This window comes from Bacillus sp. UMB0728 (assembly GCF_002858875.1).
GTDB lineage: Bacteria > Bacillota > Bacilli > Bacillales > Cytobacillaceae > Bacillus_AB > Bacillus_AB infantis.
This window is the reverse complement of record NZ_PKLA01000002.1, coordinates 16,321-42,747: the sequence shown is the minus strand read 5'-3', so window position 1 is coordinate 42,747 and position 26,427 is coordinate 16,321. Positions and strand designations below refer to the sequence as shown.

The 26,427-nt window shown below is 48.6% G+C and carries 25 protein-coding genes; 1 reads left to right on the top strand and 24 read right to left on the bottom strand.

All coding sequences use genetic code 11. The features are described 5' to 3' along the window. Positions 1-128: 128 nt before the first annotated feature. From CYJ37_RS05890 to CYJ37_RS05805, 17 genes are all read right to left on the bottom strand, one after another. The gene (locus CYJ37_RS05890) at positions 129-2,666 is read right to left on the bottom strand and encodes an ABC transporter permease (RefSeq protein ID WP_101548495.1); all 2,538 of its coding nucleotides are present in this window, start codon (positions 2,664-2,666) and stop codon (positions 129-131) included. Next, positions 2,663-3,346: an ABC transporter ATP-binding protein gene (locus tag CYJ37_RS05885; protein ID WP_009794707.1), complete on the bottom strand. Its 684-nt coding sequence runs from the start codon at positions 3,344-3,346 to the stop codon at positions 2,663-2,665. The genes CYJ37_RS05890 and CYJ37_RS05885 overlap by 4 nt, the downstream gene beginning before the upstream one ends. Before the next feature lie 86 nt (positions 3,347-3,432). Then, the gene (locus CYJ37_RS05880) at positions 3,433-4,434 is read right to left on the bottom strand and encodes a sensor histidine kinase (protein ID WP_009794708.1); all 1,002 of its coding nucleotides are present in this window, start codon (positions 4,432-4,434) and stop codon (positions 3,433-3,435) included. Between the two features lies 1 nt (position 4,435). After that, the gene (locus CYJ37_RS05875; RefSeq protein ID WP_022544624.1) at positions 4,436-5,113 is read right to left on the bottom strand and encodes a response regulator transcription factor; all 678 of its coding nucleotides are present in this window, start codon (positions 5,111-5,113) and stop codon (positions 4,436-4,438) included. Between the two features lie 397 nt (positions 5,114-5,510). Then, a complete protein-coding gene (locus CYJ37_RS05865) occupies positions 5,511-6,803 on the bottom strand; it encodes an adenylosuccinate synthase (RefSeq protein ID WP_009791711.1) in 1,293 nt (430 codons plus the stop codon). A gap of 220 nt (positions 6,804-7,023) precedes the next feature. Continuing rightward, the gene (dnaB, locus tag CYJ37_RS05860) at positions 7,024-8,388 is read right to left on the bottom strand and encodes a replicative DNA helicase (RefSeq protein ID WP_009791712.1); all 1,365 of its coding nucleotides are present in this window, start codon (positions 8,386-8,388) and stop codon (positions 7,024-7,026) included. A 180-nt stretch (positions 8,389-8,568) separates the two neighbouring features. Then, positions 8,569-9,018 (bottom strand): 50S ribosomal protein L9, encoded by a 450-nt coding sequence (gene rplI, locus CYJ37_RS05855; protein ID WP_009791713.1) that lies wholly within the window; start codon positions 9,016-9,018, stop codon positions 8,569-8,571. Next, complete coding sequence (locus CYJ37_RS05850) at positions 9,015-10,988, bottom strand: DHH family phosphoesterase (RefSeq protein ID WP_009791714.1); 1,974 nt, start codon at positions 10,986-10,988, stop codon at positions 9,015-9,017. Before CYJ37_RS05850 ends, rplI begins: the two co-directional genes overlap by 4 nt. Positions 10,989-11,010: 22 nt before the next feature. Further along, positions 11,011-11,952 carry a YybS family protein gene (locus CYJ37_RS05845; RefSeq protein WP_101548493.1) on the bottom strand — a complete coding sequence of 314 codons (942 nt, stop codon included), beginning with the start codon at positions 11,950-11,952 and terminating at the stop codon, positions 11,011-11,013. 390 nt (positions 11,953-12,342) lie between these two features. Continuing rightward, entirely contained in the window at positions 12,343-12,588 is a 246-nt protein-coding gene (gene rpsR / locus CYJ37_RS05840) for a 30S ribosomal protein S18 (RefSeq protein ID WP_009796290.1), read from the bottom strand. Positions 12,589-12,640: 52 nt separating this feature from the next. Continuing rightward, the gene (ssb, locus tag CYJ37_RS05835) at positions 12,641-13,162 is read right to left on the bottom strand and encodes a single-stranded DNA-binding protein (RefSeq protein WP_022544627.1); all 522 of its coding nucleotides are present in this window, start codon (positions 13,160-13,162) and stop codon (positions 12,641-12,643) included. 44 nt (positions 13,163-13,206) lie between these two features. Next, positions 13,207-13,494, bottom strand: a complete 288-nt coding sequence (gene rpsF, locus CYJ37_RS05830; protein WP_009796293.1) for a 30S ribosomal protein S6 — start codon at positions 13,492-13,494, stop codon at positions 13,207-13,209. A gap of 179 nt (positions 13,495-13,673) precedes the next feature. Then, complete coding sequence (locus tag CYJ37_RS05825; RefSeq protein WP_101548491.1) at positions 13,674-14,831, bottom strand: glycosyltransferase family 4 protein; 1,158 nt, start codon at positions 14,829-14,831, stop codon at positions 13,674-13,676. Positions 14,832-14,843: 12 nt separating this feature from the next. Continuing rightward, complete coding sequence (locus CYJ37_RS05820) at positions 14,844-15,374, bottom strand: phosphatase PAP2 family protein (RefSeq protein ID WP_101548490.1); 531 nt, start codon at positions 15,372-15,374, stop codon at positions 14,844-14,846. Between the two features lie 632 nt (positions 15,375-16,006). Then, positions 16,007-17,107 carry a redox-regulated ATPase YchF gene (gene ychF, locus CYJ37_RS05815; RefSeq protein WP_009796296.1) on the bottom strand — a complete coding sequence of 367 codons (1,101 nt, stop codon included), beginning with the start codon at positions 17,105-17,107 and terminating at the stop codon, positions 16,007-16,009. A 165-nt stretch (positions 17,108-17,272) separates the two neighbouring features. Continuing rightward, positions 17,273-17,470, bottom strand: coding sequence for a DUF951 domain-containing protein (locus tag CYJ37_RS05810; RefSeq protein ID WP_022544631.1), 198 nt, complete (start codon positions 17,468-17,470; stop codon positions 17,273-17,275). 12 nt (positions 17,471-17,482) lie between these two features. Further along, positions 17,483-18,373 (bottom strand): mechanosensitive ion channel family protein, encoded by an 891-nt coding sequence (locus tag CYJ37_RS05805; protein WP_009796299.1) that lies wholly within the window; start codon positions 18,371-18,373, stop codon positions 17,483-17,485. Between the two features lie 439 nt (positions 18,374-18,812). Here CYJ37_RS05805 and yyaC point away from each other — a divergent pair, with 439 nt between their 5' ends. Continuing rightward, entirely contained in the window at positions 18,813-19,451 is a 639-nt protein-coding gene (gene yyaC, locus CYJ37_RS05800) for a spore protease YyaC (RefSeq protein ID WP_009796300.1), read from the top strand. 37 nt (positions 19,452-19,488) lie between these two features. Here the strand turns inward: yyaC and CYJ37_RS05795 are convergent, their stop codons facing one another. The 7 genes from CYJ37_RS05795 to mnmG form a co-directional block, all read right to left on the bottom strand. Next, a complete protein-coding gene (locus CYJ37_RS05795) occupies positions 19,489-20,202 on the bottom strand; it encodes a DUF554 domain-containing protein (protein WP_009796301.1) in 714 nt (237 codons plus the stop codon). Positions 20,203-20,265: 63 nt separating this feature from the next. Beyond that, the gene (locus tag CYJ37_RS05790; RefSeq protein ID WP_009796302.1) at positions 20,266-21,123 is read right to left on the bottom strand and encodes a ParB/RepB/Spo0J family partition protein; all 858 of its coding nucleotides are present in this window, start codon (positions 21,121-21,123) and stop codon (positions 20,266-20,268) included. Then, positions 21,116-21,877, bottom strand: coding sequence for a ParA family protein (locus CYJ37_RS05785; protein WP_009796303.1), 762 nt, complete (start codon positions 21,875-21,877; stop codon positions 21,116-21,118). Before CYJ37_RS05785 ends, CYJ37_RS05790 begins: the two co-directional genes overlap by 8 nt. A gap of 178 nt (positions 21,878-22,055) precedes the next feature. Beyond that, positions 22,056-22,613 (bottom strand): DUF4256 domain-containing protein, encoded by a 558-nt coding sequence (locus CYJ37_RS05780; RefSeq protein WP_101548488.1) that lies wholly within the window; start codon positions 22,611-22,613, stop codon positions 22,056-22,058. A gap of 110 nt (positions 22,614-22,723) precedes the next feature. After that, complete coding sequence (gene noc, locus CYJ37_RS05775; RefSeq protein ID WP_101548487.1) at positions 22,724-23,602, bottom strand: nucleoid occlusion protein; 879 nt, start codon at positions 23,600-23,602, stop codon at positions 22,724-22,726. A 177-nt stretch (positions 23,603-23,779) separates the two neighbouring features. After that, complete coding sequence (gene rsmG / locus CYJ37_RS05770; RefSeq protein WP_101548485.1) at positions 23,780-24,496, bottom strand: 16S rRNA (guanine(527)-N(7))-methyltransferase RsmG; 717 nt, start codon at positions 24,494-24,496, stop codon at positions 23,780-23,782. A gap of 26 nt (positions 24,497-24,522) precedes the next feature. Then, on the bottom strand, positions 24,523-26,412 hold the full coding sequence (mnmG, locus tag CYJ37_RS05765) for a tRNA uridine-5-carboxymethylaminomethyl(34) synthesis enzyme MnmG (RefSeq protein ID WP_009796307.1): 1,890 nt from the start codon (positions 26,410-26,412) through the stop codon (positions 24,523-24,525). Positions 26,413-26,427 lie beyond the last annotated feature (15 nt).

The window sequence follows — 26,427 nt, the reverse complement described above, 5'->3', positions numbered from 1 at the left end:
TCTAAAACTATTGCAACTTATTTTTTAAAAAATATTTTGCAAGCTAGAATGCCGCCTCTATCTGTATACCATTCTCAGCTGAAAGCAAACATATGCCTCTCCTTTTTGCACTGGAGAGGCATATATTTTTAGATATTTTCCTGCTTCAGGCCATCAATAATGTTCTGCTTTTTCACCTTTTGAATCGAGTAAAGCATGGCGGCGCTCACGATGATGAAAATCGCAGCGATGGCGATCAGAACACTTATCCATGGTACGGCGAATGAGTATTGGAATGTATTCTGCAATGACCAATACATGAGCAGCATAACACCGAGTGAGATCGGAAGCCCGTACAGCAGGGCCTTGAGTCCATAAAAGATGCTTTCATAGTTGATCATTTTATTAAAGCCCTTCGGTGTCATCCCGATTGATCTCAGCATGGCGAACTCCCTGCCCCTGAGCGCAATGCTCGTTGAAATGGTGTTAAAGATATTCGCTATTGAAATGGCGGAAATCAGCGTGATGAAGCCGTAGGTGAAAACTGACATGAACGTTACCATCTGTTCATCCCGTTCACGGTTTTGATAGACATTCTGGATCATAAGATTTTCTGACTCGATCTGATCAAGCTGATCCTGCATTTCTTCAGGCTTTGAGCTGTCCAGGAACAAGGAATAAGAAGTCTCTGCACTATTCTGCTTCAGCTGTTCGAACTGCTTCTGAGGCATCAGGAGATGAACTTCATAATTGCCTAGCGGCAGGATGCCCATCGGCGCCTCTACAGCAGCAAAGCCGATTTCAAGGGATTGAAATGGACTGTTCTCCTCTGGGAGATACAGATCCAGCTTATCTCCAGGCTTTCCGTTGATTCCGCCAGTTTCAATCTTTTTCCCCGTCTGTACGTCTTCGTACACAAATTTATTAAGGATGATTACTTTATCCTGGAGCTCATTCACATCGGCTCCGATCTTATTAGCATATGTTTTAAAGCTCTTCTCATCTATTCCATGCAGCACGAGAGAATAAGGATATTTCCCACCCTGGAGCATATCTTCATAATATTCCTGCGCCTTCACTTCATCCGGCAGCTCTGACTCATTGATCCATGTTGAAAAATAGGCCTCCTCCATTAAGGAAGCATCACTCACATAATTTAGATTCATATAAGGTTCAAGGGCTGCCTGATCTTCAGAACTGTATATCTGTACATCATAGTTATAGTTCACCTGTGTCATCGTAATCGACTGCTTCAGGTTTGCAGTAAAATAGGAAACTGCCAGGAAAAGAACAATCGTGATAACCAGCGAGAACACTGTCACTTGATATCTTCTTTTATTCCGTTTCAGATTCTTCAAACCAATTTCTGCTTCAAGGCCGAAGATTTTCCTGACCAATCTGGACGTTTTTACCGCTTTGCCGGTCAGCTTCACATCCTGGCTCTGCCTGATGGCGTCGATGGCAGAGACCTTTGAAGCCTTCCTCGCCGGCATATAGGTGGAGATGAAAATCGTCAGAATCGAGATCAGGCAAGAAAGCAGGATGGACATGGGTGTCACGGTTAAGGTCAGTCCATCGTCTATCCCCAGGGTATCGCCAAAGGTCCGATTCATTACCAGAAAGGTTGCAAAGATGCCGCCGATTCCTGCCAGCAGTCCAAGCGGGATGGATATCACCCCGATTACCGCCCCTTCAAAGAAGACAGAATTCCGTTTTTGTGTTTTGGTCGCACCGACACTGGATAACATTCCGAGATGGCGGGCCCTCTCGGAGACGCTGATGGCAAATGAATTATAGATCAGGGATACCGAACCGATGATAATAATTAATATGATAATGGCTGCAAGAGAATAAAGCGTGATAGCCAGATTATCACTATCGGTCACCCCATAATAACGAAGCAGTTCGCTATTGAAGCTGACTTTAGTAATTCCATTTTTTTCGGCCAGCTCTTTGGCATGCTCGTAGAGCGACCGGTTCACCTTTTTCACCGTTACACCGATATCAGCTGCTCCGCCCTTAAAGGGATCCTGCTCCATATAGCTAACGATTGTGTAGCCGGGTGCGGAGTATGGCTCCCATTCCGGACGCTCCATCGTACCGACAATTGTAAAGATGCCTTCCTCTTTTTTGCTTAATGTTTCAATTACTTCTGTTTCATCGTACTGCAGATAATCCCCCTGGCCAAAAGAGCGGTCATCATTTGGGATATGCCGGTCCCCAATTTCAAGAGTGATTTCATCGCCTATTTGGTAATTCTGCTTTTCCACGATTTCTTTTGGAAAAAGGACTTCGTTCTCCTTTTTTGGAAGGCGCCCTTCACTCAATTCAACAGGGAAGTGCTCCATTCCCTCTGAATCGAATTCCTTGATAAAAAGATAAGGCCTATTTTTATTGGAGGGATTTTCAAGCGATGAATATCCCCTGTCCCTTGTGAAAAACAGCTTTTCCGTCTGCTCGTCCTTTCGTATCGCTTCCATCTGGCTTTCTGACACATCACGGTAGATGACATGCCAATCCCCGGAATTCTGGATAGCTTCCTGCTTCATCATCCCGAGGAAGGAGACAAACAGGGTGGAAACCGCCGAAACCATGGCGACTGAGATGATGACGCCGATAATCGTGACAAGTGTCCTTCTCCTGTTCTTTTTCAAATGCCGCAATGTCAGCTTGTTTATGATATTCATGGCCGGATGACCTCATTTTTCGCAACCTTACCGTCTTCAATGGAAATGACCCGGTCAGCCTGCATCGCGATCCGCTCATCATGGGTGATAACAATCAGTGTCTGCTTATAAGTTTTATTGAACATTTTTAAAAGCTCCATGATTTCACCGCTGTTTCGGCTGTCCAGGTTCCCGGTCGGCTCGTCAGCAAGCATGATGGCCGGACGGCTGATAAGGGCACGGCCGATGGACACGCGCTGCTGCTGCCCGCCGGACAGCTGGTTTGGAAGATGGGACAGGCGATTCTGCAGTCCAAGGATCCCGACAATTTCTTCAAGCTGCCCCCGGTCGACCTTCTGGCCGTCAAGCAGCATTGGGAGCGTGATATTTTCCTCAACACTCAAGATCGGGATCAGATTGTAAAATTGGTAAATCAGTCCGATCTGCCTTCTCCTGAAGATGGCGAGCTGTGTTTCATTCAGTTTGTAAATATCAGTGTTATCGACCAGCACACGGCCTCCTGTAGGGCGGTCCACCCCGCCGAGCATATGAAGGAGGGTCGATTTCCCGGATCCCGATGGGCCGATGATCGCGACAAATTCTCCTTTATTGACACTAAAAGATACGTCATCCAATGCCTTTACAGCAGTATCTCCGCTTCCGTACACTTTAGACAGATTCTCAATTTTCAAGATTTCCATGCTAGAGCCTCCAATGATTTGATAGGTTCAGTATATCTGGCGAAAATGACTCTAGCGTGACTCTAAAGTGACAGTTTAGTCATCTGCTAAATGACCTGGTGGTAAAACTTCAGCGTAAATCTTGTTCCGACACCCTTTTTACTGGCCACTTCAATATCTCCGCCCTGCCTTTTCATGATCCCGTATGCCATGGCCAGCCCAATGCCAACGCTGTCTTCCGAGGCATTCTTGCCCCGGTAAAAGCGCTTGAAAATGTAGGGAAGATCTTCTTTTAGGATGCCCTTGCCATTATCCTCGATAATAATTTCGGTGAGGAGCGGATTTTGGCTGCAGCTGATGCTGATACGCCCTTTTTCACTGGAATGTTCGATGCTGTTTTTAATGATATTGATCAATGCTTCCTTCGTCCAATTATGATCGCCGGTGAAGAAGACGCCCTCTGCCCCTCTGACCTGAAGCTCCTGTTCTTTGAGCTCGATGGGAATCAGAAGCGGCTCAACAGCCTCCTTGATCAGCTGCGGGACATTCACTCTTTCTGTTTTAAAAAGGGCAGTGCCAGCGTCAATTTTTGAAAGCTTCAAAAGGGAGGAAACCAGCCATTCGATTCTTTCCAGCTGCACCTGAATGCGGCGGGTAAACTCTTTTCGCTTATCATCCGCAAGCGACATATCACTCAGCAGGTCTGACATGACCATCATCGAGGTAAGCGGGGTCTTCAATTGATGTGATATATCTGAAATCGCATCTGTCAGCTTCGTTTTATCTTCCTGCAGGAGGGCGCCCTGCTCTGAGAGCCTGATGGTCACCTTATAGATCTCCGATTTCAGAATGCTGAGTTCGCCCTCATGATTATCCCGGACATCGAGCATATAATCTCCGCTGCTGATCCTCCTTAGATAGCGTGAAAGCTTTTCAATCTCACGGTAGCGCCAGGAAGTGAAAATTAAAAAGGCAGCTAAAAGGAGGATAGAGGCCGTCCCTGCTGCCAGGGCTGCCTGCCAGGATAAAAGGGAGGATAGCAGCACACATAGAACTGCAAGGCCGATGCTTGTGAACAAAAAGGTCCTGAATTCTTTGTTCCGCAGCATCTCAGTCGCCTGCCTTATAGCCGAGACCGCGGACGGTCTTGATGATGGAAGGCTTTTGCGGATCGTCCTCGAGCTTTTCCCTTAGCCGCTTTATGTAGACGGTCAGTGTATTATCGTTCACAAAATCGCCGGCAACGTCCCAGATTTTATCGAGCAGCTGGCTCCTCGTCAGCACCTGCCCTTTATGGTTCGCAAAGATCAGGAGGAGGCGGTACTCCAGGGCCGTCAGCTGGATCTCTTCTCCATGCTTATAGACCTTCCCTTCGCCGGTATGAACCGTGATTGCCTGGAAGGTGACAGTCTGCCTGTCCTGCTTATCATAGCGGCGCAGCACCGACCTGATGCGCGACAGCAGCTCGCGGACCCGGAATGGCTTCGTGATATAATCATCAGCCCCCATATCCAGTCCCATCACGACATTCACTTCTTCATCCATTGCCGTGAGAAAAATGACAGGCAGATCGCTCTGCTTTTTCACAAGTGAGCACAAATCATACCCGCTTCCATCCGGCAGCCCCAGATCAAACAGGCAAAGATCAATCTCATCCAGCTTCGTCCTGATCAATTCCCGCGCCCCCGCGGCATCATGGCATACGAATGTACCATATTTCTCATTCTGCAAAGAATACTCCAGCCCCGCCGCTATCGTCCGATCATCCTCAACAACCAGAATGTTCATACTATCCCCCCTGACAAAATCTTCTTATGTATGCTAATCATAGGGGAAAATAGATTGGTTCGTCAAAATGTGGGTAGAGTGATAGCGTCCATATGTGGTCTGTTCGTTTCCGTTCCAGGCACTTCGCTTTCCGCGGGGCGACGCTGAGCCTCCTCACCGCTCCGCGTCTGCGGGTTCTCAGCATTGCCGCTGCAATCCCGCAGGATGTTGAATCCTCTTCCCCGAAATCACATCGCACGAAGAAAATGCGTATGCATTTTATGAGGAGTCTACGTGCCTTCCACTCCAATAAACAGAGGCTCCTGAAATTTTTAATTACTCTTAACAAAAAAGATCTGAATGTCCCCATCCTAAACCTTTCCATGAAAAAAAGCCCCCATAAAGAGGGCTTCAACTATTAATTCTGGCGCCAAGGGCTCATGACAACATTTGTCTGTGAGCGGTCCGGACCGACAGAGAAGATGGACAATGGAATGCCTGTCAGCTGGGCAACTCTTTCGAGGTAGTGGCGGGCATTGGCCGGAAGCTCATCCAGCGACTTGCAGCCAGTGATGTCCTCAGTCCAGCCTGGGAGCTCTTCATACACAGGCTCACATTCAGCAAGCACCTTCAGGCTCGCCGGGAATTCTTCGATCACTTCGCCTTTATAGCGGTAAGCAACACAGATTTTCAGCGTTTCGATGCCTGTCAGAACATCAATAGAGTTCAGGGACAGATCAGTGATGCCGCTGACCCTGCGGGCGTGGCGGACAACAACACTGTCAAACCAGCCGACACGTCGTGCACGGCCCGTAGTTGTACCATACTCGCGGCCAACCTCGCGGATCCTATTGCCGATCTCATTATCAAGCTCAGTCGGGAACGGTCCGTCACCGACACGTGTTGTGTAGGCTTTGGATACGCCGACAACATGCTTGATTTTCGTGGGGCCGACTCCTGAACCGATCGTTACGCCGCCCGCAACCGGGTTGGAAGAAGTAACAAACGGGTATGTCCCCTGGTCGATATCGAGCATAACGCCCTGTGCTCCTTCAAACAGAACACGGCGGCCTTCATCAAGGGCATCGTTCAGCACAACAGACGTGTCGCACACATACTGCTTGATCTGCTGGCCATACTCATAATACTCTTCAAGAATATCCTCAAGCTTGAAGCCTTCTGTTTCATAGAAGCGCTCCAGCAGGCGGTTCTTTTCTTCAAGATTGCGCTGCAGCTTCTCTTCAAACACTTCACGGTCAAGAAGGTCGGCGATGCGGATGCCGTTGCGGGCAGCTTTATCCATGTACGCAGGCCCGATGCCCTTCTTTGTGGTGCCGATCTTGTTGGCGCCTTTTCTTTCCTCTTCCACTTCATCCAGCTTCAGGTGGTAAGGGAGAATCACATGCGCGCGGTTTGAGATGCGCAGATTGTCGGTTGTGATATTTCTTTCATGCAGATACGCAAGCTCCTTGAGCAGGGCTTTCGGATCTACAACCATGCCGTTTCCAATGACACAGTTTTTCTCTTTATAAAAAATTCCGGATGGAATCAAATGAAGCTTGTATGTCTCTCCGCCAAACTTGATGGTATGGCCGGCATTATTTCCTCCCTGGTAGCGGGCAATCACTTCAGCATTTTCTGAAAGGAAGTCTGTAATCTTTCCTTTTCCTTCATCTCCCCATTGAGTTCCAACTACAACGACTGATGACATTTATAAAGCACCTCCAAAGAGTGTAAATATGTATCCGTTCTTCAAACAACTCTAATTTTACCAAGGGAAAGCGATAAAAGTCAATGAAACACGAACATTTTTAAAGAAATCATAAAAATACGTTCGTAAAAATTTCTGTAGGCTATCCTTTAGTTTTTGCATATGAGGAAGGTCCTATTCTTTTTTCCACAGAAAAAAGCCGCAGTACAGAACTGCGGCTTTACGCACCAGGCGGCATGCCTGAGTCATCGAACCTCTTCTCGAGATTGACGAATTTATTATATTCCTTCACGAACGCCAGCTGGACAGTACCGACCGGGCCGTTACGCTGCTTGGCAATAATGATTTCAATGATGTTCTTGTCTTCTGATTCTTTATCATAATAATCGTCACGGTACAGGAATGCCACAATATCGGCATCCTGCTCGATGCTTCCCGATTCACGGATGTCGGACATCATCGGGCGCTTATCCTGGCGCTGCTCCACTCCACGGGAGAGCTGGGACAGGGCGATGACAGGAACCTGGAGCTCACGGGCGAGCGCCTTCAGGGAACGGGAAATTTCCGATACTTCCTGCTGTCGGTTCTCGCCGGAGCGGCCGCTTCCTAAGATTAGCTGCAGATAGTCGATCAGGATCATGCCAAGGCCGTGCTCCTGCTTCAGGCGGCGGCACTTTGAACGGATTTCGGTGATCCTTACACCCGGCGTGTCATCGATGAAGATTCCTGCGTTTGAGAGGCTTCCCATCGCCATCGTCAGCTTGCCCCAGTCATCATCTGTCAGTGAGCCGGTCCTGAGCCTTTGGGCGTCAATATTGCCTTCAGCGCAGAGCATACGCATAACAAGCTGCTCTGCACCCATCTCAAGACTGAAAATCGCGATGTTTTCATTAGTTTTGGTGGCAACATTCTGCGCGATATTCAGGGCAAAGGCTGTTTTACCAACCGATGGACGGGCGCCCACAATGATCAGGTCATTCCGCTGGAAACCGGCAGTCATTTTATCCAATTCGGCGAATCCCGTTGGAATCCCCGTGATATCCCCTTTGCGGTTGTGCATGACTTCAATATTATCGTAGGTGCGCACAAGCACATCTTTAATATTATGAAAGGCGCCGGCATTTTTGCGCTGGGCCACCTCAAGAATGTTCTTTTCCGCCTCGCCGAGCAGGACTTCAACCTCGTCCTCACGGGAATAGCCGTCCTGGGCGATGCCTGTCGCCGTCCGGATCAATCTTCTGAGAAGCGATTTCTCCTCGACGATCCGCGCATAATATTCAATATTGGCCGCTGTCGGCACAGAGCCTGCCAATTCACTCAGGTAGCTGACGCCTCCTGTATCCTCCAGCAGCTTGGCAGCTGCCAGCTCCTCGGTTACAGTGACAAGGTCAACAGCCTTTCCTTCGTCATTCAGCTTAAGCATCATGTTGTAAATTTTCTGGTGGGCTGCCCGGTAGAAATCTTCCGGGATCAGCATCTCAGATGCCAGCGTCAAAGATGCCGGCTCCAGGAAAATGGCACCGAGCACAGCCTGCTCCGCTTCTATATTCTGCGGGGGCAGCCTGTCTGCAAACAGATCACTCATCTATTCCAACTCCCTCTTAATGCCTATCTATCTTTATATCTATTAAAAATCTATGCAAAAATCCATTGAATTCACAAAAAAGGCCGATTAAGCAGGAAAAATGTGATCAGCTTGGCACCGACCACATTTCTCTCAACTCTTATATTTTAACATGTTTATCTGTAAATGGAACTTCCAAAATTAGTTTACTTCTTTTACATGGACATTCAATGTAGCAGTTACTTCAGTATGAAGCTTTACAGGAACCTTTGTATAGCCGAGCGTGCGGATCGCATCGCTGAGCTCGATTTTGCGCTTGTCAATCTTGATGCCGTTCTTTTTATTAAGCTCTTCAGCAATCTGCTTGCTTGTGATGGAGCCGAACAATCTTCCGCCTTCACCTGATTTTGCTGAAAATTCTACTGTAATCTTTTCAAGTTTTTCTTTAAGCTCTTTCGCTTCTTCCAGTTCATTGGCAGCAACTTTTTCTTCTTTCTTTTTCTGTGCGCTCAGTGTGCTGATATTCGCCTGATTCGCTTCAATGGCAAGCCCCTGCTTCAGCAGGAAGTTGTGGGCATAGCCGTCAGCCACGTTTTTGACTTCACCTTTTTTTCCTTTTCCTTTAACATCTTTTAAGAAAATGACTTTCATTCTTTCCGTCTCCCTTCAAAGTAATCATCTATAGCCTGATGAAGGCGCTCTTCCGCCTCATCGACTGTTATGTCTGTCAGCTGTGTTGCTGCATTCGTGAGATGCCCTCCGCCCTCAAGGCTTTCCATGATGATCTGGACATTCACATCGCCGAGCGAGCGGGCGCTGATGCCAACCAGATTATCTGCCCGTTTGGAGATAACAAAAGAAGCATCGATCCCATCCATTGTCAGGAGGGTGTCGGCAGTCTGGGCAATCAGCACCTGATCGAATGTCTGGTCAGGGTTCCCCTTTGCAATCGCCAGCCCTTCCCGGTATAGGGATACTGTCTCAATCAGCTTGGCCCGCTTCACATAGGTGTCGACATCCTCCTTGAGGAACTTCTGGACAAGGACGGTATCCGCTCCCTGGCCGCGCAGATAGGAGGCGGCATCAAAGGTTCGGGCACCGGTCCTGAGCGTAAAGCTTTTCGTATCGACAATGATCCCGGCAAGAAGGGCGGTGGCTTCGAGCATTTCGATCCGGCCTTTCTTTGGCTGGTATTCAAGCAGCTCGGTGACAAGTTCCGCTGTCGAGGATGCATACGGCTCCATATAGACGAGCAGCGGATTCTTGATGAATTCCTCACCGCGCCTGTGGTGGTCAATGACCACCACATGATCAATCTTGCTGAGCAGCCGCTCCTCGATGACAAGGGACGGCTTATGGGTATCCACCACAACAAGCAAGGTATCATCCGTCGCAATCTCAAGCGCCTCCTCAGGGCTGATAAAGCGCGAGAAGAGGGACTCATTCTTGCGGATTTCCTTCATCATCCGCTGGACGCCTGTATCGATATCCTGGAAGTTCATGACCACATACCCTTCACACTGGTTCATCTCAGCTACCTTCAGGATGCCGATCGAAGCGCCTACAGCGTCCATATCCGGGCTTTTATGGCCCATGATGATCACTTTATCGCTTTCAGTGATCAATTCCTTCAATGCGTGGGAAATCACCCTTGCACGGACCCTCGTCCTTTTTTCAACAGGATTGGTCTTGCCGCCGAAGAATTTGACTTTCCCATTCGGCTGCTTGATGGCCACCTGGTCGCCGCCCCTGCCGAGGGCAAGGTCAAGGCTTGACTGTGCCAGCGAACCGAGCTCTGGCAGTGAAGAGACACCGGAGCCGACGCCAATGCTTAAGGTGAGCGGGACATTTTGGGTCGAGCTTGTTTCCCGGACGTCGTCGAGGATCGTGAACTTTCCTCTTTCAAGCAGCTGGAGGATGTTTTCATTGAACACCGCGATGAAGCGCTCAGACGAAATCCTTTTCAGGAAGACGCCATTGTCCGTCGCCCACTTATTCAGGAGGGAGGTGACAAGATTGTTGAGGCTGCTTCTCGTCTGGTCGTCCATCCCCTGTGTCAGCTCATCATAGTTATCTAAGAAGATGATGGCCAGTACGGTCCTTTCATCTTCATACAGCTTTTCAATTTCCGTCTGCTCGGTCACGTCAAAGAAATACAGGAGCCGTTCATCCGGCTTATGTATGACCCTGAATTTCCGTTCGTGGAGGGTGATGATCTCAGACTCCACCTCTTGCTTGATCAAAGGGACGAGTGTTTCTGCTGCATCATAAAGCGATCTTCCGACCAGTGTATCTTCATCAAAGCAGGAAGCAAGGAATGGGTTGGTCCATTCGATATACAGCTCTTCATTGAAGAGCATGATCCCGATCGGCATTTCCATCAAGGCTTCTTCGCCTACTTTTTTGACACGGTATGAGAGTGTTGATATATACTCTTCTGTTTCCCGGCGCTGGCGGTAGTCTATCATAAAAATGAAATAGAATGGCAGCACAATCAGCAGCACACCTGCCAGGCCAAGGATCCAGTTGTAATATGCCAATATCCCAAGGACCACCACTGTTATTCCCATCAGCCAATAAAGCGGATAGCGGATGGATCGCTTTTCTAAATACGATGGCATGTTTTCAGCTCCTACAGTAGTGTCAGACTTTTTCTTTTAACCATTTTTTCAAATTGAATCCTAAGTCAATTATACCTAATATCCTGATAATATAAAGGAGAAAAGGCAGGATGAAGCTCAGGACGGCGGCTATGACCGGCACGGCCTTTGGATAGCCTTTTATGTGGCAGAAATAAAAGACGAGCGAGAGCCCCTGCACAATCATAAGCAGCTGCAGGATAAAACTCAGATTTATAAACGCATCAAAAAGGACTGTCCCTTCCTCCGGCTTCAGAAGGAGGGCCGCAATGATGGTGATCAGATAATACCAGAGTACACTCTTCGGGAGGGACAGATTCCGGAACTGGCCCCATTTTTCCATATTCACGCCAAACCGCTTCACGATTGGAAGGGATACTGCCTGGAGGATCAGGACATTGATAAATGATGCCATAATCAGCAGGCTCGGAATGAGTGTCTCGGTCAATTCAATGCCGCTGTAAAGCTGATCCTTCATCTTTTCATCGAGCGGCTGGCCGAGATTTTCCATCAAAGACACAATCTTATCGACAGACTGCTTTAAGATATCAAACGATTCTTTTATCACATTCAGCTCAAAAAACTGGACCGCGATCCCGTATTGGGCAACCAGCAGGATCAGGAAGGCAAGTGAGCTTGCCATATACGTGCTGAACCGCGACTTTTTCTCCCGGATAAAATCCCCAATTACAGTTCCCGTTATACCATAGAGCAGCGCAAGCGGAATCGCCAGTATCGTCCCGACAATCAGCGAAATGAGGATGCCCCCTGTCAAAAAGACCAGCGAGCTTTTGCGGTCATTCGTTGCAGCAAATAAGATAAACGGCGCTGCTAAAAACAGATTTGTGACAACCCCCAGGACAGGGACGTAAAGGGTCAGCAGCATCAGGACAGCAAACACTGCCAGCATGACTGCACCCGAAGTCAACTTATGGACATTCTTCACTGCTTCACCTCTCAAATTCTCTTTATACTAAGCTGCATCCAGCAGCAGGTCAAAGACATATTCCTATTACTATTTTATCGGGTATGAAGGCTTGGTTCAACCTTTCGAAATGCGGAGGGTGCTTGCTCAGCCCCGACAAGCATAACACGCGGAAGAATAAAAGGCGTTCTTTGCCTTTAATTCCTAAGTGGCTTATGACTCGAGGGGCTAGGCTTTGAAGCTGGACAATCGAAATGCGGAGGATCCTTTATAAAGGAACGCAGACTAAAAACGCCACATCCTGCGGCAGCGTCTGCATGACCCGAATCCTGTGGGCATCAAAGATCCAAAACAATCTTCTATGTATGAAAAAAGAAGGACACCCATAAGGCGCCCTTCTTTTATTATATATTATTCACCTGAAACGTAAGGCAGTAATGCCATGATACGCGCACGCTTGATAGCAACAGTCAATTTACGTTGGTATTTAGCGTTTGTACCAGTTACACGGCGAGGTAAAATTTTACCGCGCTCAGAGATGAATTTTTTCAGAAGATCTACATCTTTGTAGTCGATGTGAGTGATTCCGTTTGCTGTGAAGTAGCAAACTTTACGGCGCTTTGCACGTCCGCCTCTGCGTCCTCCTCCAAATGCCATGTCATTTCCCTCCTTTTGGTTTTAGTATCGTGTACCCGTCCAATCAAGGAGATCAGAATGGCAGATCGTCATCAGAGATGTCGATTTGTCCATCATTTGCGAATGGATCTTCATCCACGCGCGTATATCCTTGATTGCGGTTATTGTTTTGTCGCTGATTCTGATCATTATTTCCATATGGGAAATCCTGTTCTCTTGAAGGACCGCCATAGTTTCCGTCATTACGGCCGCCGCTAGGGGCACCGCCTGAAGCATTTCTCGGCTCCAGGAACTGAACGCTGTCTGCCATTACTTCTGTAACGTAGACGCGCTTGCCGTCCTGTCCCTCATAGCTGCGGGTCTGAAGGCGTCCATCAACGCCGGCAAGGCTTCCTTTTTTGAGGAAGTTTGCTACGTTTTCAGCTGGACGGCGCCAGATCACACAGTTGATGAAGTCAGCTTCCCTTTCTCCCTGCTGATTCGTAAAAGTACGGTTAACAGCAAGTGTGAAGGAAGCAACGGGCACTCCATTTGGCGTGTACCTTAACTCAGGATCTTTCGTTAAACGTCCGACAAGAACAACTCGGTTCATCATCAGAATCAACTCCTTCCTTATTTAAAACTGTTCTATTTCAAGTCTTACTTTTCGTCTTTAACAACCATGTGGCGGATGATATCTTCGCTGATTTTAGCAAGGCGAGTGAACTCGTCCACTGCAGCAGCTTCCGCATTCAGGTGGATCAACTGGTAGTAGCCATCACGGAAATCGTTGATTTCGTAAGCCAGGCGGCGTTTGCCCCAGTCTTTTGATTCAGTCAGTTCCGCACCATTATCAGTCAGGATAGAGTTAAAACGCTCAACTAGAGCCTTTTTAGCCTCATCTTCAATGTTTGGACGGATGACGTACATGATTTCGTACTTTCTCATCTCATTACACCTCCTTTTGGTCTAAGCGGCCCATTCGGGCAAGGAGTAACTATTCATTACTCACAAGTTGAAATTATAGCATATATCCGGAAGGAAAGCAATTATCCCTTCCAAAAAGAAAAAACCTCATTCCGAGGTATATTCATCATATCATATTCAATTGGACAATATCCATTCTTTTATCCCAAATTCCGGAAGCGGTATTCGCCCTCAAATGCAATCTCTTTATATTCTGCCAGCAGCTGGTCCATGATTTTATCCCATGACTGCCGTTCGGCATAGCTCCTCGCTTCCCGGGACATGCTGGCGAGCTTTACGGGATCTCCAAGCAGCTCTTGTATTGCACTCGCAAATTCCCCGCTGCTGCCTGCCGGGCAAATCCGGCCGGTCCTGCCTTCCGAGATGATTTCCGCAGGACCGCCTTTGTCTGCCACAATGGCAGGGGTACCGGAAGAGAGGGCTTCAAGGACCACATTCCCGAATGTTTCTGTAGGAGAGGGGAAGACGAGCAAATCGGCTGCTGCATATAGGCCGGCCAGCTCTTCGCCTGTGACATATCCGGTCATTGTCACATTGCCCCTGCCGGCAGATTCCTTTGCGAATGGCTGGAACTCAGGTCCGTCGCCGACGATCAGCCAGTGCACCCGCTCCCGGATTTCTTCCGGGAGGCTTCCCATTGTCTTCAGCAAGGTGCCAAGATCCTTTTCGGGTGCAAGCCGGCCTGCATATAAGAGGATATGAGGCTCCCTGATTCCAAATTTCTTCCTGGCTGCGTCCTTATCTCGATCAGGATGAAACAGCCGGCTGTCAACTCCGCGTGTCCAAAGCGATACAGACTGCAGCCCCTGGGCTTCAAGGATTGTTTTCGTATCTTTTGACGGCACGAATATGCGCTGGAAGGAACGGTGGAACCATTTCATATATTTCCAGAATAGGGGGGAGAGCCATTGGCATTTATAAAGCTTTAAGTATTGATCAAAATGGGTGTGGTAGGAGCCGGTGATCGGGATGCCCAGCTTTTTTGCCGCATGGATTCCATAAAGCCCCATTGTCAGCGGAGTGGCTATATGAACGATATCGGGAGAAAACTTCTGCAGCCTTTCCGTTATTTTGCGGGGATTGGCCACAGCCGTTCTGCATTCAGGGTAGAAAAAGAAAGGAATGCTCAGAAACTCAGCCGCGTTCGGATAGGATATTCCCTCAGCGGGTCCCGGTATAAAAAGCATATACTCTATATCCCGCTTCTCAAGATGGTCTGTGAGCCGCTTCAGCGTGTTAGCCACCCCATTGATCTGGGGATAAAAGGTATCAGAAAAAATCGCCACCTTCACTCTCATTCCTCCTCAATATTAAAATGACTGGGCAATGGCTGCGAAGAAGATGCCTGCACTTGCGCCAAGCAGAGATCCTGCTGCAATATCGGTAGGATAATGGACGCCAAGCACAACCCTTGAAAGGGCGACAAGACCGGCAGCTGCCAATAAAGCGGGAGCGAATGGAGGGAAAAGAATGCTGTAGGGAACTGCCAGGGAAAAGGCGGCTGTTGAATGCCCTGACGGAAAAGAATGATCTTTGAAACGAAATCCATGCACACGGACGCCGGGAAGCACCTGAAAGGGGCGGATCCTCTTAACGGCCCGCTTGATCAGGACTGCGGCAAGATGGCTTGCTGCAAGGGAAAGTGACGCAGCTGCTGCCGGCCTGAAAAGGGAAGGGGGGCCCGCCAGCATAAGAACCAGCTGCAGGACAACCGTAAACCGCGCACCGCCCAAATGGGTCAACATTTGAAAGAAACGGATGAAAGCTGCCTCTGATCTGCTGTTGCAATATTGAAACCACAGCTCATCCTGCCTTCGAATCCAGGCTCTAGCACGGCTCATCACACATCCTCCTTTAGCGCTTTCTTCTACTTCATTGTAAAAAGAATGTGTAACAGCCATTTGAATCCCATGTAAATTTATTGTTAATCAGCCTTGAAAGGCGGAGGGCGCTTGCTCAGTCCCGACACTCGAGGGGCTAGCGCCCGGAGCTGTACCATTGAAAGGCGGATGGGGGTGTTCAGCCACGGCATGCTATGAGGCACTCTGACACTCCCCAGCCCCTCACAGAATGCCTCAAAACTCCTACATGAAGCATTCTGGCACACCTCAACCTCTCACAGAGTACCTCAAAACCCCTACATGAGGCACTCTGGCACTCCTCAAGCCCTCACAGAGTTCCTCAAAACTCCTACATGAAGCATTCTGGCACACCTCAGCCCCTCACAGAATGCCTCAAAACTCCTACATGAAGCATTCTGGCACACCTCAACCTCTCACAGAGTACCTCAAAACCCCTACATGAAGCACTCTGATACTCCTCAAGCCCTCACAGAGTTCCTCAAAACTCCTACATGAGGCACACTGACACTCCTCAGCCCCTCACAGAGTGCCTCAAAATTCAACGCCCCCTGCATCTTCCCCAGTCAAACAAAAAAAAAGCCCCCAAAAGCGGGAGCCTCTCATCATACTTATTACACATTAAAGCGGAAATGAATGATATCTCCGTCTTTAACAATATACTCTTTTCCTTCAAGACGGACCTTTCCTGCTTCTTTCGCAGCTGCCATGGTCTTAGCTTCCAGCAGGTCATCATAGTGGACAGTTTCTGCCCTGATGAAGCCTCTTTCAAAGTCTGTATGGATGATGCCGGCACACTGAGGCGCCTTCATGCCCTTGCGGAACGTCCATGCACGGACTTCCTGCACTCCTGCCGTGAAATAAGTGGCAAGGTCCAGCAGGTGGTAAGCAGAACGGATCAGCTGGTCAAGACCGGATTCCTCGATGCCAAGCTCTTCAAGGAACATTTGCTTTTCTTCGCCTTCAAGCTCGGCGATTTCAGATTCGATTTTCGCACAGACAACAATCACTTCCGCATTGTCTTTCTCTGCAAAATCCCTGACGCTCTGGACGTATTCGTTTGAAGAAGGATCTGCTACATCATCTTCCCCCACATTTGCTACATACAGGACAGGCTTGATTGTCAGGAGGTGAAGGTTCTTGGCAATTTTATGCTGCTCTTCTGTGAACTCCACAGTGCGGGCAGGCTTGTCTGACTCGAACGCATCCTTGAGCAATTCGAGGACTTCAAGTTCTGCCACAGCTTCCTTATCCTTCTGTTTTGCCATTTTGCCGACGCGGGCAATGCGCTTCTCAACAGATTCCAGGTCAGCAAGGATCAGCTCCAGGTTGATGGTTTCAATATCGGAAATCGGATCGACCTTTCCGGATACGTGTGTGATATTGTCATCAGCAAAGCAGCGGACAACCTGGCAGATTGCATCCACTTCACGGATATGCGAAAGGAATTTATTCCCTAGGCCTTCCCCTTTGCTGGCGCCCTTTACGATTCCGGCGATGTCTGTGAATTCAAATGTTGTCGGTACAGTTTTCTTCGGCTGAACAAGCTCTGTCAGCTTGTTCAGGCGGTGGTCAGGAACCTCAACAATTCCCACATTCGGGTCAATCGTACAAAACGGATAGTTGGCAGACTCCGCACCTGCCTGTGTTATTGCATTAAATAATGTAGATTTACCAACGTTCGGCAAGCCTACAATCCCAGCTGTTAATGCCATGCCAGTCACTCCTCAACTTTTATTTCAGCATCTATTTCAAAAACGGTGAAATCTATTTTTATAAGGCTGTTTCTCGTTTTCATAAAATTGGACAAGCCTCCCACAATTATAGAGATTTGCCGGGCAAAAGACAAGTCCATCCCCTTCCAGAAAAAAGAAGCATGACTATTCTTCATGCTTCACGAGGATTTTCTTCATTTTCCGGCTGAATTCTTTTCGTGGGATCATGACGCTGTGCGAGCAGCCCTCGCATTTAATGCGGATATCCATGCCGAGGCGGATGATTTTCCAGCGGTTGGCCCCGCACGGATGGGCTTTTTTCATCTCTACTACATCATTCAGGCCATATTCTTTAGGTTCCATGCTATTTTCCTCCTATGCTTTTCCCGTGCTTTTTTCAGGCTTTTCTTCCTGGCGCGAATACATGACCAGGCGCGGGAAAGGAATTTCGATGCCATGTGCATCGAGGGCCATCTTGATTTCCTTCCTCAACTGACGGGCGATAAAGAAATGCTTCATCGGCATTGTCTCTGCCGTCACCCGGATAACCACATCTGATGCCGCCAGGTTTTGGATGCCCAATATTTCGGGCGTCTTGACCATATCTTCATATTTTTCAGGCAGGGTTTCCAGGAGGTCCTTAAGCACCTGCTCAGCCTTCTGGATATCCCCCTCATACGCAATGCTCACATCCACAAACGCGACGCTGTTATGAAGGGAGAAATTGGTCACCTGGACGATGCTCCCGTTCGGCAGGATGTGAAGCTCACCTGTCCAGCTCTTAATTTTTGTTGTCCGGAGGCCGATTTCCTCTACGGTTCCTTCGAATTGGTCGACCCTGATATAGTCTCCGACCGAAAATTGGTCTTCAAATATGATGAAAAAGCCGGTGATGATATCCTTCACAAGGTTCTGAGCGCCGAAGCCGACCGCAAGCCCCACAATCCCGGCACCTGCAAGGAGGGCACCCACATCAATCGTCAAGGTCGAGAGAATCATCATAATCATGATGAAAGACACCACATACGTCAGGATATTTTCAAGCAGTTTGACCAGTGTAGCCTCCCGGCGGTGGCTGATCCGCAGCGGCGAGTGGCTCCGCACGGCAAAGACCTTTCGGATGGCCGCCCGGCCGATTCTGATGATCAGGCTTGATACAATCAAAATTGCAATGATCTTCAAAAATCCAAGGCCAATGGCACTCCACATATTTTCATCGGACAGCTGATCCTTAATTCCCTGAAGCATTTTTTCTGTAGAAGTCATGGTTTCACCCGCTTACTTTTAGTGAATTATATAAGAAAATCGCCAGCGCCTTAATGAAGGACTCGAAATAAGTATGCCGCGGCGTGCAAAAACGTCTGCAAGATTCCGCCTCAAGCTTGTACCTCAAGGCCATAGGCGCAGCTGCAGCGAGCAGCCGAAATTCAAAATAATACTTTCTTATCTTATAAAATTAAATCCATTTTAACAATTTGCAAGAATTTTTTACAGTCTGACATGTGAGTGCCTTCCCAGAAATTCATTCTTTTCCTATAAACCTTCCCCGCCTGCACAAGTGCCTTTAACCCATTAAAGGATCGTACGGACAGTCAGTAAGCATACCAACATATGATTCTCTGTTTATCTTTTTACTGATGCAGGTATGTATAGATTACAAAATTTTTCCGTATACTGTTACTACCATAATGAGGGAGTGGAACCAATGAACTTAAGAACGAACTTATTTGAAAAAAAGGCCAGCAGTGCCCGCGTTGCCCATGATGAACAGGATGCTGCAAACAAGCTGGCCGCTGAACTCTTAAATTTCATGCCCCCAGGCATCGGTGTACGCCCTGTCGTTTTTGTCTGCATCGGCACTGACCGCTCTACCGGAGATTCATTGGGTCCGCTTGTCGGCACACTTCTGGAAGAAAAGGCTGTGGCTCCCTTTCATGTATACGGAACGCTGGATGATCCGATCCATGCCGTTAATCTGGAGGAAAAACTGAAGGAAATCAAAGAATCGCATGTACGTCCCTATATTATCGGAATTGACGCATGCCTTGGCCGACTGAAAAGCGTAGGCGTTATCCAGGTCGGATCCGGCCCGGTCAAGCCTGGAGCCGGCGTGAATAAAGAGCTGCCTGAGGTAGGCGATATGCATATCACCGGAATTGTGAATGTGAGCGGATTTATGGAATTCTTCGTTCTGCAGAATACGAGGCTGAATCTTGTGCTGAGGATGGCGAAGACGATTGCTGCCGGAATCCACGAAGCGAGCCTGAATGCAAGATTTAAGCATGCATGGCCGCGCATCAGCTGGGATCTGGGAACAGCTGAACAGGCAAAGCTGAATCAGTAGAGAAGGGGATGGACAGACAAATGCCGTCCACCCTCTGTCAAACAAGCTGCTGGTAAAAATAGATCGATGTGACGATAACAGCCGTCACAAGGATGCCGGGCAGGAGATTGGCCACCCTGATCTTCGTCAATCCTGTCAGGTTAAGCCCGATCGCAAAGATCATCACCCCGCCTGCCGCTGTCATTTCTAGAATGAACTGGTCCATCAATGCCTGAGGAACAAACCGGTCGATCTGGGTTGCAAAGAGGGCAATCAGCCCTTCATAAAGGACGACTGGGATAGCTGAAAAGATGACGCCGATTCCAAGAGTAGTGGTCAAAATCAGCGCCGTAAAGCCGTCGATGATCGATTTGGTATACAGAACATCATGGTCGCCGCGGATGCCGCTGTCCAATGCCCCGATGATGGCCATCGCTCCGATCACAAAAATGAGGGTTGCTGTCACAAAGCCTTGTGAAATGCTGCCCTGTCCATTTGACCCAATCTTTCTCTCCAGCCAATTGCCGACTGCATTGAGTTTATCCTCAAGCCCAAGCCACTCGCCGAGCACAGCCCCAAGCACAAGACTCAGGATAACAATCAGGAAATTTTCACTTTTGAAGCCCATCTGCAGTCCAAGGACGATGACTGCCAGTCCAATCGCATACATGACGGTGCCTTTCATGCTTTCCGGGATGCGGTGGAGCAGCTTGCCGAGAAGCGTGCCGATGACAATCAGCAGCCCATTCACTAAAGTGCCTAATAAAAACATTGCATTTCACCTTTATCTGTATAGTAGTTTATGAAAAAAGAAGAAAAAGCCATCCATGATGGCTTACGAACGTTCTTGGTCCAATATTTGTAAAATCCGGTCCAAATCGTCTTTTGAAAAAAATTCGATCTCAATTTTGCCTTTGTTCTGGTTCTTATTCTGCTTGATGCTGACCGGGGTTCCGAACCGCTCCCGCAAGGAGGTTTCCTGAGCTTTTATAAAAACATCCTTCGGCTGCTTCACTTTTTTTGTTTCACGTGGAACAAGCTCATTCAGATGATGGATCAGCTGTTCAAGCTGGCGGACATTGAGCCCTTCCTTTATCGCGCGGTCAGCTGTTGCCTGAACCTTTTCCTTCTGCCTGAGGCCCAGAAGTGCACGGCCATGGCCCATTGTGATCTTGCCGCTTGAAATCAGTTCCTGTATTTTCGGAGGGAGGGACAAGAGCCTGATATGATTGGCAATATGCGGCCTGCTTTTCCCCAATCTTTTCGCAAGCTCTTCCTGTGTCATCTTCAGCTTCTCGATCAGCTGCTGATAGGCAGCCGCTTCTTCCATCGGAGTGAGATCCTCGCGCTGCAGGTTCTCAAGGATGGCCAGCTCCATCATCTGCTTTTCGGTCAATTCCCTGATGACCGATGGCACTTTTTCCAGGCCGGCTTCCCTGGCAGCCCGGCAGCGGCGTTCACCTGCAACGATTTCAAAGCCTTTGATGCTTTTTCTCAGGATGACCGGCTGAAGGATGCCATGCTCCCGGATCGACTGCTTCAGCTCTTCAATTGCTGCTTCGTCAAATATTTTTCTGGGCTGATAAGGATTCGGACGGATTTCCGAGAGCCTGATCTCCTGGATCGTTTCCTCTGAATCTGCCTCGGCGTTCGAGAAGAAAGCATTCAGCCCTTTTCCCAGACCTTTAGCCATTCGAAATCACTTCCTTTGCCAAATCTAGATACACTTCAGCTCCCCGGGATTTCGCATCATAGATGATGATCGGTTCCCCGTGGCTCGGCGCTTCACTTAATCGGACATTGCGCGGAATGATCGTTTTATAGACTTTATCCTGGAAGTATTTCTTTACCTCTTCAATCACCTGTATACCCAGATTGGTCCTGGCATCAAGCATTGTCAGAAGCACACCCTCGATTTTCAGGTCATGGTTCAGATGCTTCTGGACAAGGCGGACCGTATTTAAAAGCTGGCTGAGCCCTTCGAGTGCATAATACTCACATTGGACCGGTATCAGGACGGCATCGGAAGCCGTCAGGGAGTTGATGGTCAGAAGACCGAGGGAAGGCGGGCAGTCGATGATGATATAATCGAAATCCTTTTTCACTTCTTCAAGGGCCCTTTTGAGTCTCACTTCCCGGGAAATAGTCGGAACCAGTTCAATTTCCGCCCCTGCGAGCTGAATGGTCGCAGGAATAGCATATAAATTCTCGACAGCCGTCGGCTTGATCACTTTCAGCGCTTCAACATCATCGACGAGAACATCGTAAATGCACTGGTCCACATCAGCTTTTTCTATACCGATCCCGCTTGTCGCATTGCCCTGCGGATCAATATCGACCAGCAGCACTTTCTTGCCTATGTATGCCAAGCAGGCTCCCAAATTCACAGAGGTCGTCGTCTTTCCGACTCCTCCTTTTTGATTCGCAATCGCAATAATTTTCCCCACGGTGCCACCTACCTTATTCCTCTAAACAATGATATCTATTCTATTCATAATCTATTCAATCAGAAAAAAGCTTACTAGAGTCACGACTTCTATTTTATCATGAATGGAATATGATGTTAGGTTTTTTCTTAAAATTCCCACAGATTGAAGAGAAATGAATATTTTACCTGCTGCAGGCTCAGACTTTCAGCCTGCCCCGGAAGCCTCTCGCAGCATAGTACGAATCAGCGCCATTGTGATAGACGAACACCTGATTATAACGGCGGTCACAGAAAAGGGCGCCGCCAAGCTCCCTGACTTCAGCAGGAGTCTGCACCCAGGAGGATGTTTTCAGGTCAAAGCTTCCGAGCTTCTGAAGCTCCCGGTACTGATCTTCCGTCAAAAGCTCGATGCCTATCTCGGCAGCCAGGTCCATTGCACTGTTTTCAGGCTTATGTTTCTTCCTGGACTCAAGCGCTTCACGGTCGTAACAGACGCTGCGGCGGCCTTTCGGGCTTTCCGCTGAACAATCACAGAATATGTATTCACCACTTTTTTCATCATAAGCAACAACATCCGGCTCCCCGCCGGTCACTTCCATTTCATTGAGCGTCCAGAGCTTATCAGTATGTTCAGCCAGTTTCGCCTCCACTTGAGCCCAATCAAGATTCTGATGGCGCTCCATATTTTTCTCAAAACGGTCCTTCAATGTGCCCAGCAATTCTTCCCTTTGTTCTGAAGACAGGTCCTTGTTCATGCTTTTTTCCTCCTTAACATTGTGTTGTGATAATAATGAAAAACGCACTGCGGATTCCGGTGTGAAATACAGTGCGTTTTGTCTACTTATTTAGTGTGTCTCACAATCTATCATTTCTTTTTAGGAATCTTGATCGTGAACTGGTAGAATTCCTCAAATTCTTCTTCTTCGGAATCAAGATTGATGCCGCTGTCTGAAACCATATTGAGGGACTGGCGGATGGTATTGACCGCTATCCGCATGTCCTTGCTGAAAGCCTTCCGTTTCGGCTTCGGCTTGTTTTCGCTCTGCTCGAGCAGCTTGACGACTCGTTCTTCCGTCTGTTTGACATTGAGGCTTTTCTCAATGATTTCTTCCAGAAGCTTGACCTGCTTTTCCGGATTCTTCAGCGGAATGAGGGAGCGGGCATGGCGCTCTGTGATCTGCTTGCCCAATAACGCTTCCTGGACCTGTTCCGGAAGCTTGAGGAGCCTGAGCTTATTCGCTACAGTGGACTGTCCTTTGCCAAGCCGCTGCGCCAGGGCCTCCTGGGTCAGATTATGGAGCTCAAGCAGCTTTCCATAAGCAACCGCTTCCTCTATCGGTGAAAGCTCCTCACGCTGGAGATTTTCAATCAGGGCGACAGAAGCAGTCTCAGTGTCGCTGAGATTCTTGACAATCGCAGGCACCTCATCCCAGCCCAGTTTATTCATTGCCCGCCATCTGCGTTCGCCGGCAATGATCTCGAATTTGCCGTCATCGAATTCCCTGACAACAATCGGCTGGATGATCCCGTGCGTATGGATCGTACGGGACAATTCCTCGATTTTCTCGTCATCAAATACCGTTCTCGGCTGAAAACGGTTCGGCACAATCTGTCCGATCGGAATTTTCCTGACTTCTTCCCTGTTAGTCGGTTCTTCTTCTATATTTAACTGTTCATCAGCTTTTTCGATTTCTTGTTCTTCCTTTTCGCCTAGGCCAAAAAAGCGTGAGAAAGAATGCTTCATCACCCTGCACCACCTTTACGAAACTCCCTATTACATATTCTCCTAAAAAACGGGAACTCCTGCACCTCAGATAAACAATCTTCCGACAGGAGACGCGTTTTTATCGATGAGAATATGGATATATAACAACAGCTGCTATTAAAAATTATGCCATAAATCCGGGACAAAAGTAACTAATTATTCAATTGGGCTCTTATTAGGGGTGCCCGGTTTTCTTGGGAATTTCTTTGGTGCCGGCTTCTCTTTCCGGATCACAAAGATATTCCGCTCGCTTTCTTCTTCCGGTAAAAGGAAGGAGTGGGAATTCTCCAATTTGCCGCCAAGCATCGTAATCGCTTTCTTGCCTGCAGCCAGTTCATCCTGGGCGCTGGCCCCTTTCATGGCCACAAAATGGCCGCCAACCTTGGCAAGGGGAAGGCAAAGCTCAGTCAGCACCGACATTCTGGCAACAGCCCTGGCTGTCACAACATCAAATGCTTCCCTGTATTCCTTGTTCTGTCCGAAGGTTTCCGCCCGGTCATGGACGAAACGGACGTTTTCAAGGCCAAGCTTTCCTGCAAGATGCTCCAGGAAATTGATCCGTTTATTCAATGAATCAACGATCGTCACGCTGATTTCCGGGAATGCAATTTTGATCGGAAGGCTCGGGAAACCCGCTCCTGCACCTACATCGCAAATATGTAAGGGCTTGGAGAAATCAAAATAAAAGGCAGCGGAAACAGAGTCATAGAAGTGCTTCAGATAGACTTCAGGCTTGTCTGTTATAGCTGTCAGGTTCATTTTTTCATTCCACTCAACCAATGTTTCATAATAAATATTGTATTGATCAATCTGCCTTGGAGAAAGGGAAATCCCTTTCTCCTCCAGCATCTTGATGAATTGTTCAGTATTCATTGCCCATTCCTTTCCTGCAGCTGTAATTAGTTGTTGGAAACCCTGGCGACCCTTCCTTGCTCAAGATATACAAGCAGGATGGAGATATCGGCAGGATTGACGCCGGATATCCGGGAAGCCTGCGCAATGGACAGCGGACGTACTTCCTTCAGCTTTTGGCGGGCCTCTGAAGCAAGTCCGTTGATCGCATCATAATCGATATTTTCCGGCACCTTTTTGTTTTCCATCTTCTTCAGACGCTCGACCTGCTGCAGGGATTTTTCGATATAACCTTCATACTTCAGCTGGATTTCGACCTGTTCTGTCACATCAAAGTCCAAATCTGCGTCGGCAGGCGCCGCAAGCTTGATATGCTCATACGACATTTCCGGGCGCTTAAGCAGGTCTGAAGCACGGATTCCGTCCTTCAGCTCGCTTCCGCCCTGGTTTTTGATCATTTCCTGTACTTCGGCAGAAGGCTTGATGATGATGGAACGCAGCCTTTCTTTTTCCGCTTCGATCGCCTGTTTTTTCTCTGTGAAGCGTCCGTATCTTTCATCGCTGATCAGGCCGATCTTATGGCCTGCATCCGTCAGGCGCAGATCGGCATTATCGTGGCGGAGAAGCAGCCTGTATTCCGCACGGGAAGTCAGGAGGCGGTAAGGCTCATTCGTCCCTTTTGTGACAAGATCATCGATCAGCACACCGATATAGGCATCAGAGCGGCTGAGGATAAGCTCTTCCTTGCCAAGCGCGTTCAGGCCGGCATTGATTCCTGCCATAAGCCCCTGTCCCGCTGCTTCCTCATATCCGGAGGTTCCATTAATCTGCCCGGCGGTATAAAGATTCTTGACCTTCTTCGTTTCCAATGTCGGCCAAAGCTGGGTCGGAACAATGCTGTCATACTCAATCGCATAGCCGGCACGCATCATCTGGACATTTTCAAGGCCTGGAATTGTGCGGAGGATCTTCTGCTGCACATCCTCCGGCAGGCTTGTGGAAAGCCCCTGCACATAAACTTCCTGCGTATTCCGGCCTTCAGGCTCTAGGAAGATCTGATGGCGCGGCTTGTCATTGAAGCGGACCACCTTATCTTCGATGGAAGGGCAATAGCGAGGCCCGGTTCCTTTGATCATGCCTGAATACATCGGCGAACGGTGCAGATTATCGTCGATCAGACTATGCGTTGTTTCATTTGTATAGGTAAGCCAGCATGGCAGCTGGTCTGTGATATATTTAGTCGTTTCATATGAGAACGCCCGCGGCACATCATCGCCGGGCTGGATCTCTGTCTTGCTGTAATCAATCGTATGGCTGTTCACGCGCGGAGGCGTCCCGGTCTTGAACCGGACCATATCGAAGCCAAGCTCCTGCAGATGCTCCGAAAGCTTAATGGACGGCTGCTGATTATTCGGGCCGCTGGAATATTTCAATTCGCCGAGAATGATTTCCCCGCGCAGGAAGGTCCCGGTGGTAATGACGACCGTCTTCGCGCTGTATGCCGCGCCGGTCATCGTTACAACACCTTTGCAGACGCCGTCTTCCACGATCAGTTTTTCAACCATGCCCTGCAACAGTGTGATATTCGGTTCGTTTTCGATCGTTTTCTTCATTTCATGCTGATAAGTGAATTTATCGGCCTGCGCCCTGAGCGCACGTACAGCCGGCCCTTTTCCTGTATTCAGCATCCTCATCTGGATATGGGTTTTATCGATATTTTTGCCCATTTCACCGCCGAGGGCATCTATTTCCCTGACGACGATCCCTTTTGCCGGACCTCCGACTGAAGGGTTGCACGGCATAAAAGCAACCATATCAAGATTGATGGTCACCATAAGTGTCTTGGCGCCGAGCCGCCCCGCAGCCAGGCCGGCCTCGACTCCTGCATGTCCTGCACCGATAACAATGACATCATAATTGCCTGCATCATACTGCATGTTTCCTGCTGCCTC

Excerpts from the sequence above, each read along its gene's own strand:
- CYJ37_RS05890 (WP_101548495.1), bottom strand. The coding sequence starts at position 2,666 with ATGAATATCATAAACAAGCTGACATTGCGGCATTTGAAAAAGAACAGG.
- CYJ37_RS05885 (WP_009794707.1), bottom strand. The coding sequence starts at position 3,346 with ATGGAAATCTTGAAAATTGAGAATCTGTCTAAAGTGTACGGAAGCGGA.
- CYJ37_RS05880 (WP_009794708.1), bottom strand. The coding sequence starts at position 4,434 with ATGCTGCGGAACAAAGAATTCAGGACCTTTTTGTTCACAAGCATCGGC.
- CYJ37_RS05875 (WP_022544624.1), bottom strand. The coding sequence starts at position 5,113 with ATGAACATTCTGGTTGTTGAGGATGATCGGACGATAGCGGCGGGGCTG.
- CYJ37_RS05865 (WP_009791711.1), bottom strand. The coding sequence starts at position 6,803 with ATGTCATCAGTCGTTGTAGTTGGAACTCAATGGGGAGATGAAGGAAAA.
- dnaB (WP_009791712.1), bottom strand. The coding sequence starts at position 8,388 with ATGAGTGATCTGTTTGCAGACAGGCTGCCCCCGCAGAATATAGAAGCG.
- rplI (WP_009791713.1), bottom strand. The coding sequence starts at position 9,018 with ATGAAAGTCATTTTCTTAAAAGATGTTAAAGGAAAAGGAAAAAAAGGT.
- CYJ37_RS05850 (WP_009791714.1), bottom strand. The coding sequence starts at position 10,988 with ATGCCATCGTATTTAGAAAAGCGATCCATCCGCTATCCGCTTTATTGG.
- rpsR (WP_009796290.1), bottom strand. The coding sequence starts at position 12,588 with ATGGCATTTGGAGGAGGACGCAGAGGCGGACGTGCAAAGCGCCGTAAA.
- ssb (WP_022544627.1), bottom strand. The coding sequence starts at position 13,162 with ATGATGAACCGAGTTGTTCTTGTCGGACGTTTAACGAAAGATCCTGAG.
- rpsF (WP_009796293.1), bottom strand. The coding sequence starts at position 13,494 with ATGAGAAAGTACGAAATCATGTACGTCATCCGTCCAAACATTGAAGAT.
- CYJ37_RS05825 (WP_101548491.1), bottom strand. The coding sequence starts at position 14,831 with ATGAGAGTGAAGGTGGCGATTTTTTCTGATACCTTTTATCCCCAGATC.
- CYJ37_RS05820 (WP_101548490.1), bottom strand. The coding sequence starts at position 15,374 with ATGAGCCGTGCTAGAGCCTGGATTCGAAGGCAGGATGAGCTGTGGTTT.
- ychF (WP_009796296.1), bottom strand. The coding sequence starts at position 17,107 with ATGGCATTAACAGCTGGGATTGTAGGCTTGCCGAACGTTGGTAAATCT.
- CYJ37_RS05810 (WP_022544631.1), bottom strand. The coding sequence starts at position 17,470 with ATGGAACCTAAAGAATATGGCCTGAATGATGTAGTAGAGATGAAAAAA.
- CYJ37_RS05805 (WP_009796299.1), bottom strand. The coding sequence starts at position 18,373 with ATGACTTCTACAGAAAAAATGCTTCAGGGAATTAAGGATCAGCTGTCC.
- yyaC (WP_009796300.1), top strand. The coding sequence starts at position 18,813 with ATGAACTTAAGAACGAACTTATTTGAAAAAAAGGCCAGCAGTGCCCGC.
- CYJ37_RS05795 (WP_009796301.1), bottom strand. The coding sequence starts at position 20,202 with ATGTTTTTATTAGGCACTTTAGTGAATGGGCTGCTGATTGTCATCGGC.
- CYJ37_RS05790 (WP_009796302.1), bottom strand. The coding sequence starts at position 21,123 with ATGGCTAAAGGTCTGGGAAAAGGGCTGAATGCTTTCTTCTCGAACGCC.
- CYJ37_RS05780 (WP_101548488.1), bottom strand. The coding sequence starts at position 22,613 with ATGAACAAGGACCTGTCTTCAGAACAAAGGGAAGAATTGCTGGGCACA.
- noc (WP_101548487.1), bottom strand. The coding sequence starts at position 23,602 with ATGAAGCATTCTTTCTCACGCTTTTTTGGCCTAGGCGAAAAGGAAGAA.
- rsmG (WP_101548485.1), bottom strand. The coding sequence starts at position 24,496 with ATGAATACTGAACAATTCATCAAGATGCTGGAGGAGAAAGGGATTTCC.
- mnmG (WP_009796307.1), bottom strand. The coding sequence starts at position 26,412 with ATGCAGTATGATGCAGGCAATTATGATGTCATTGTTATCGGTGCAGGA.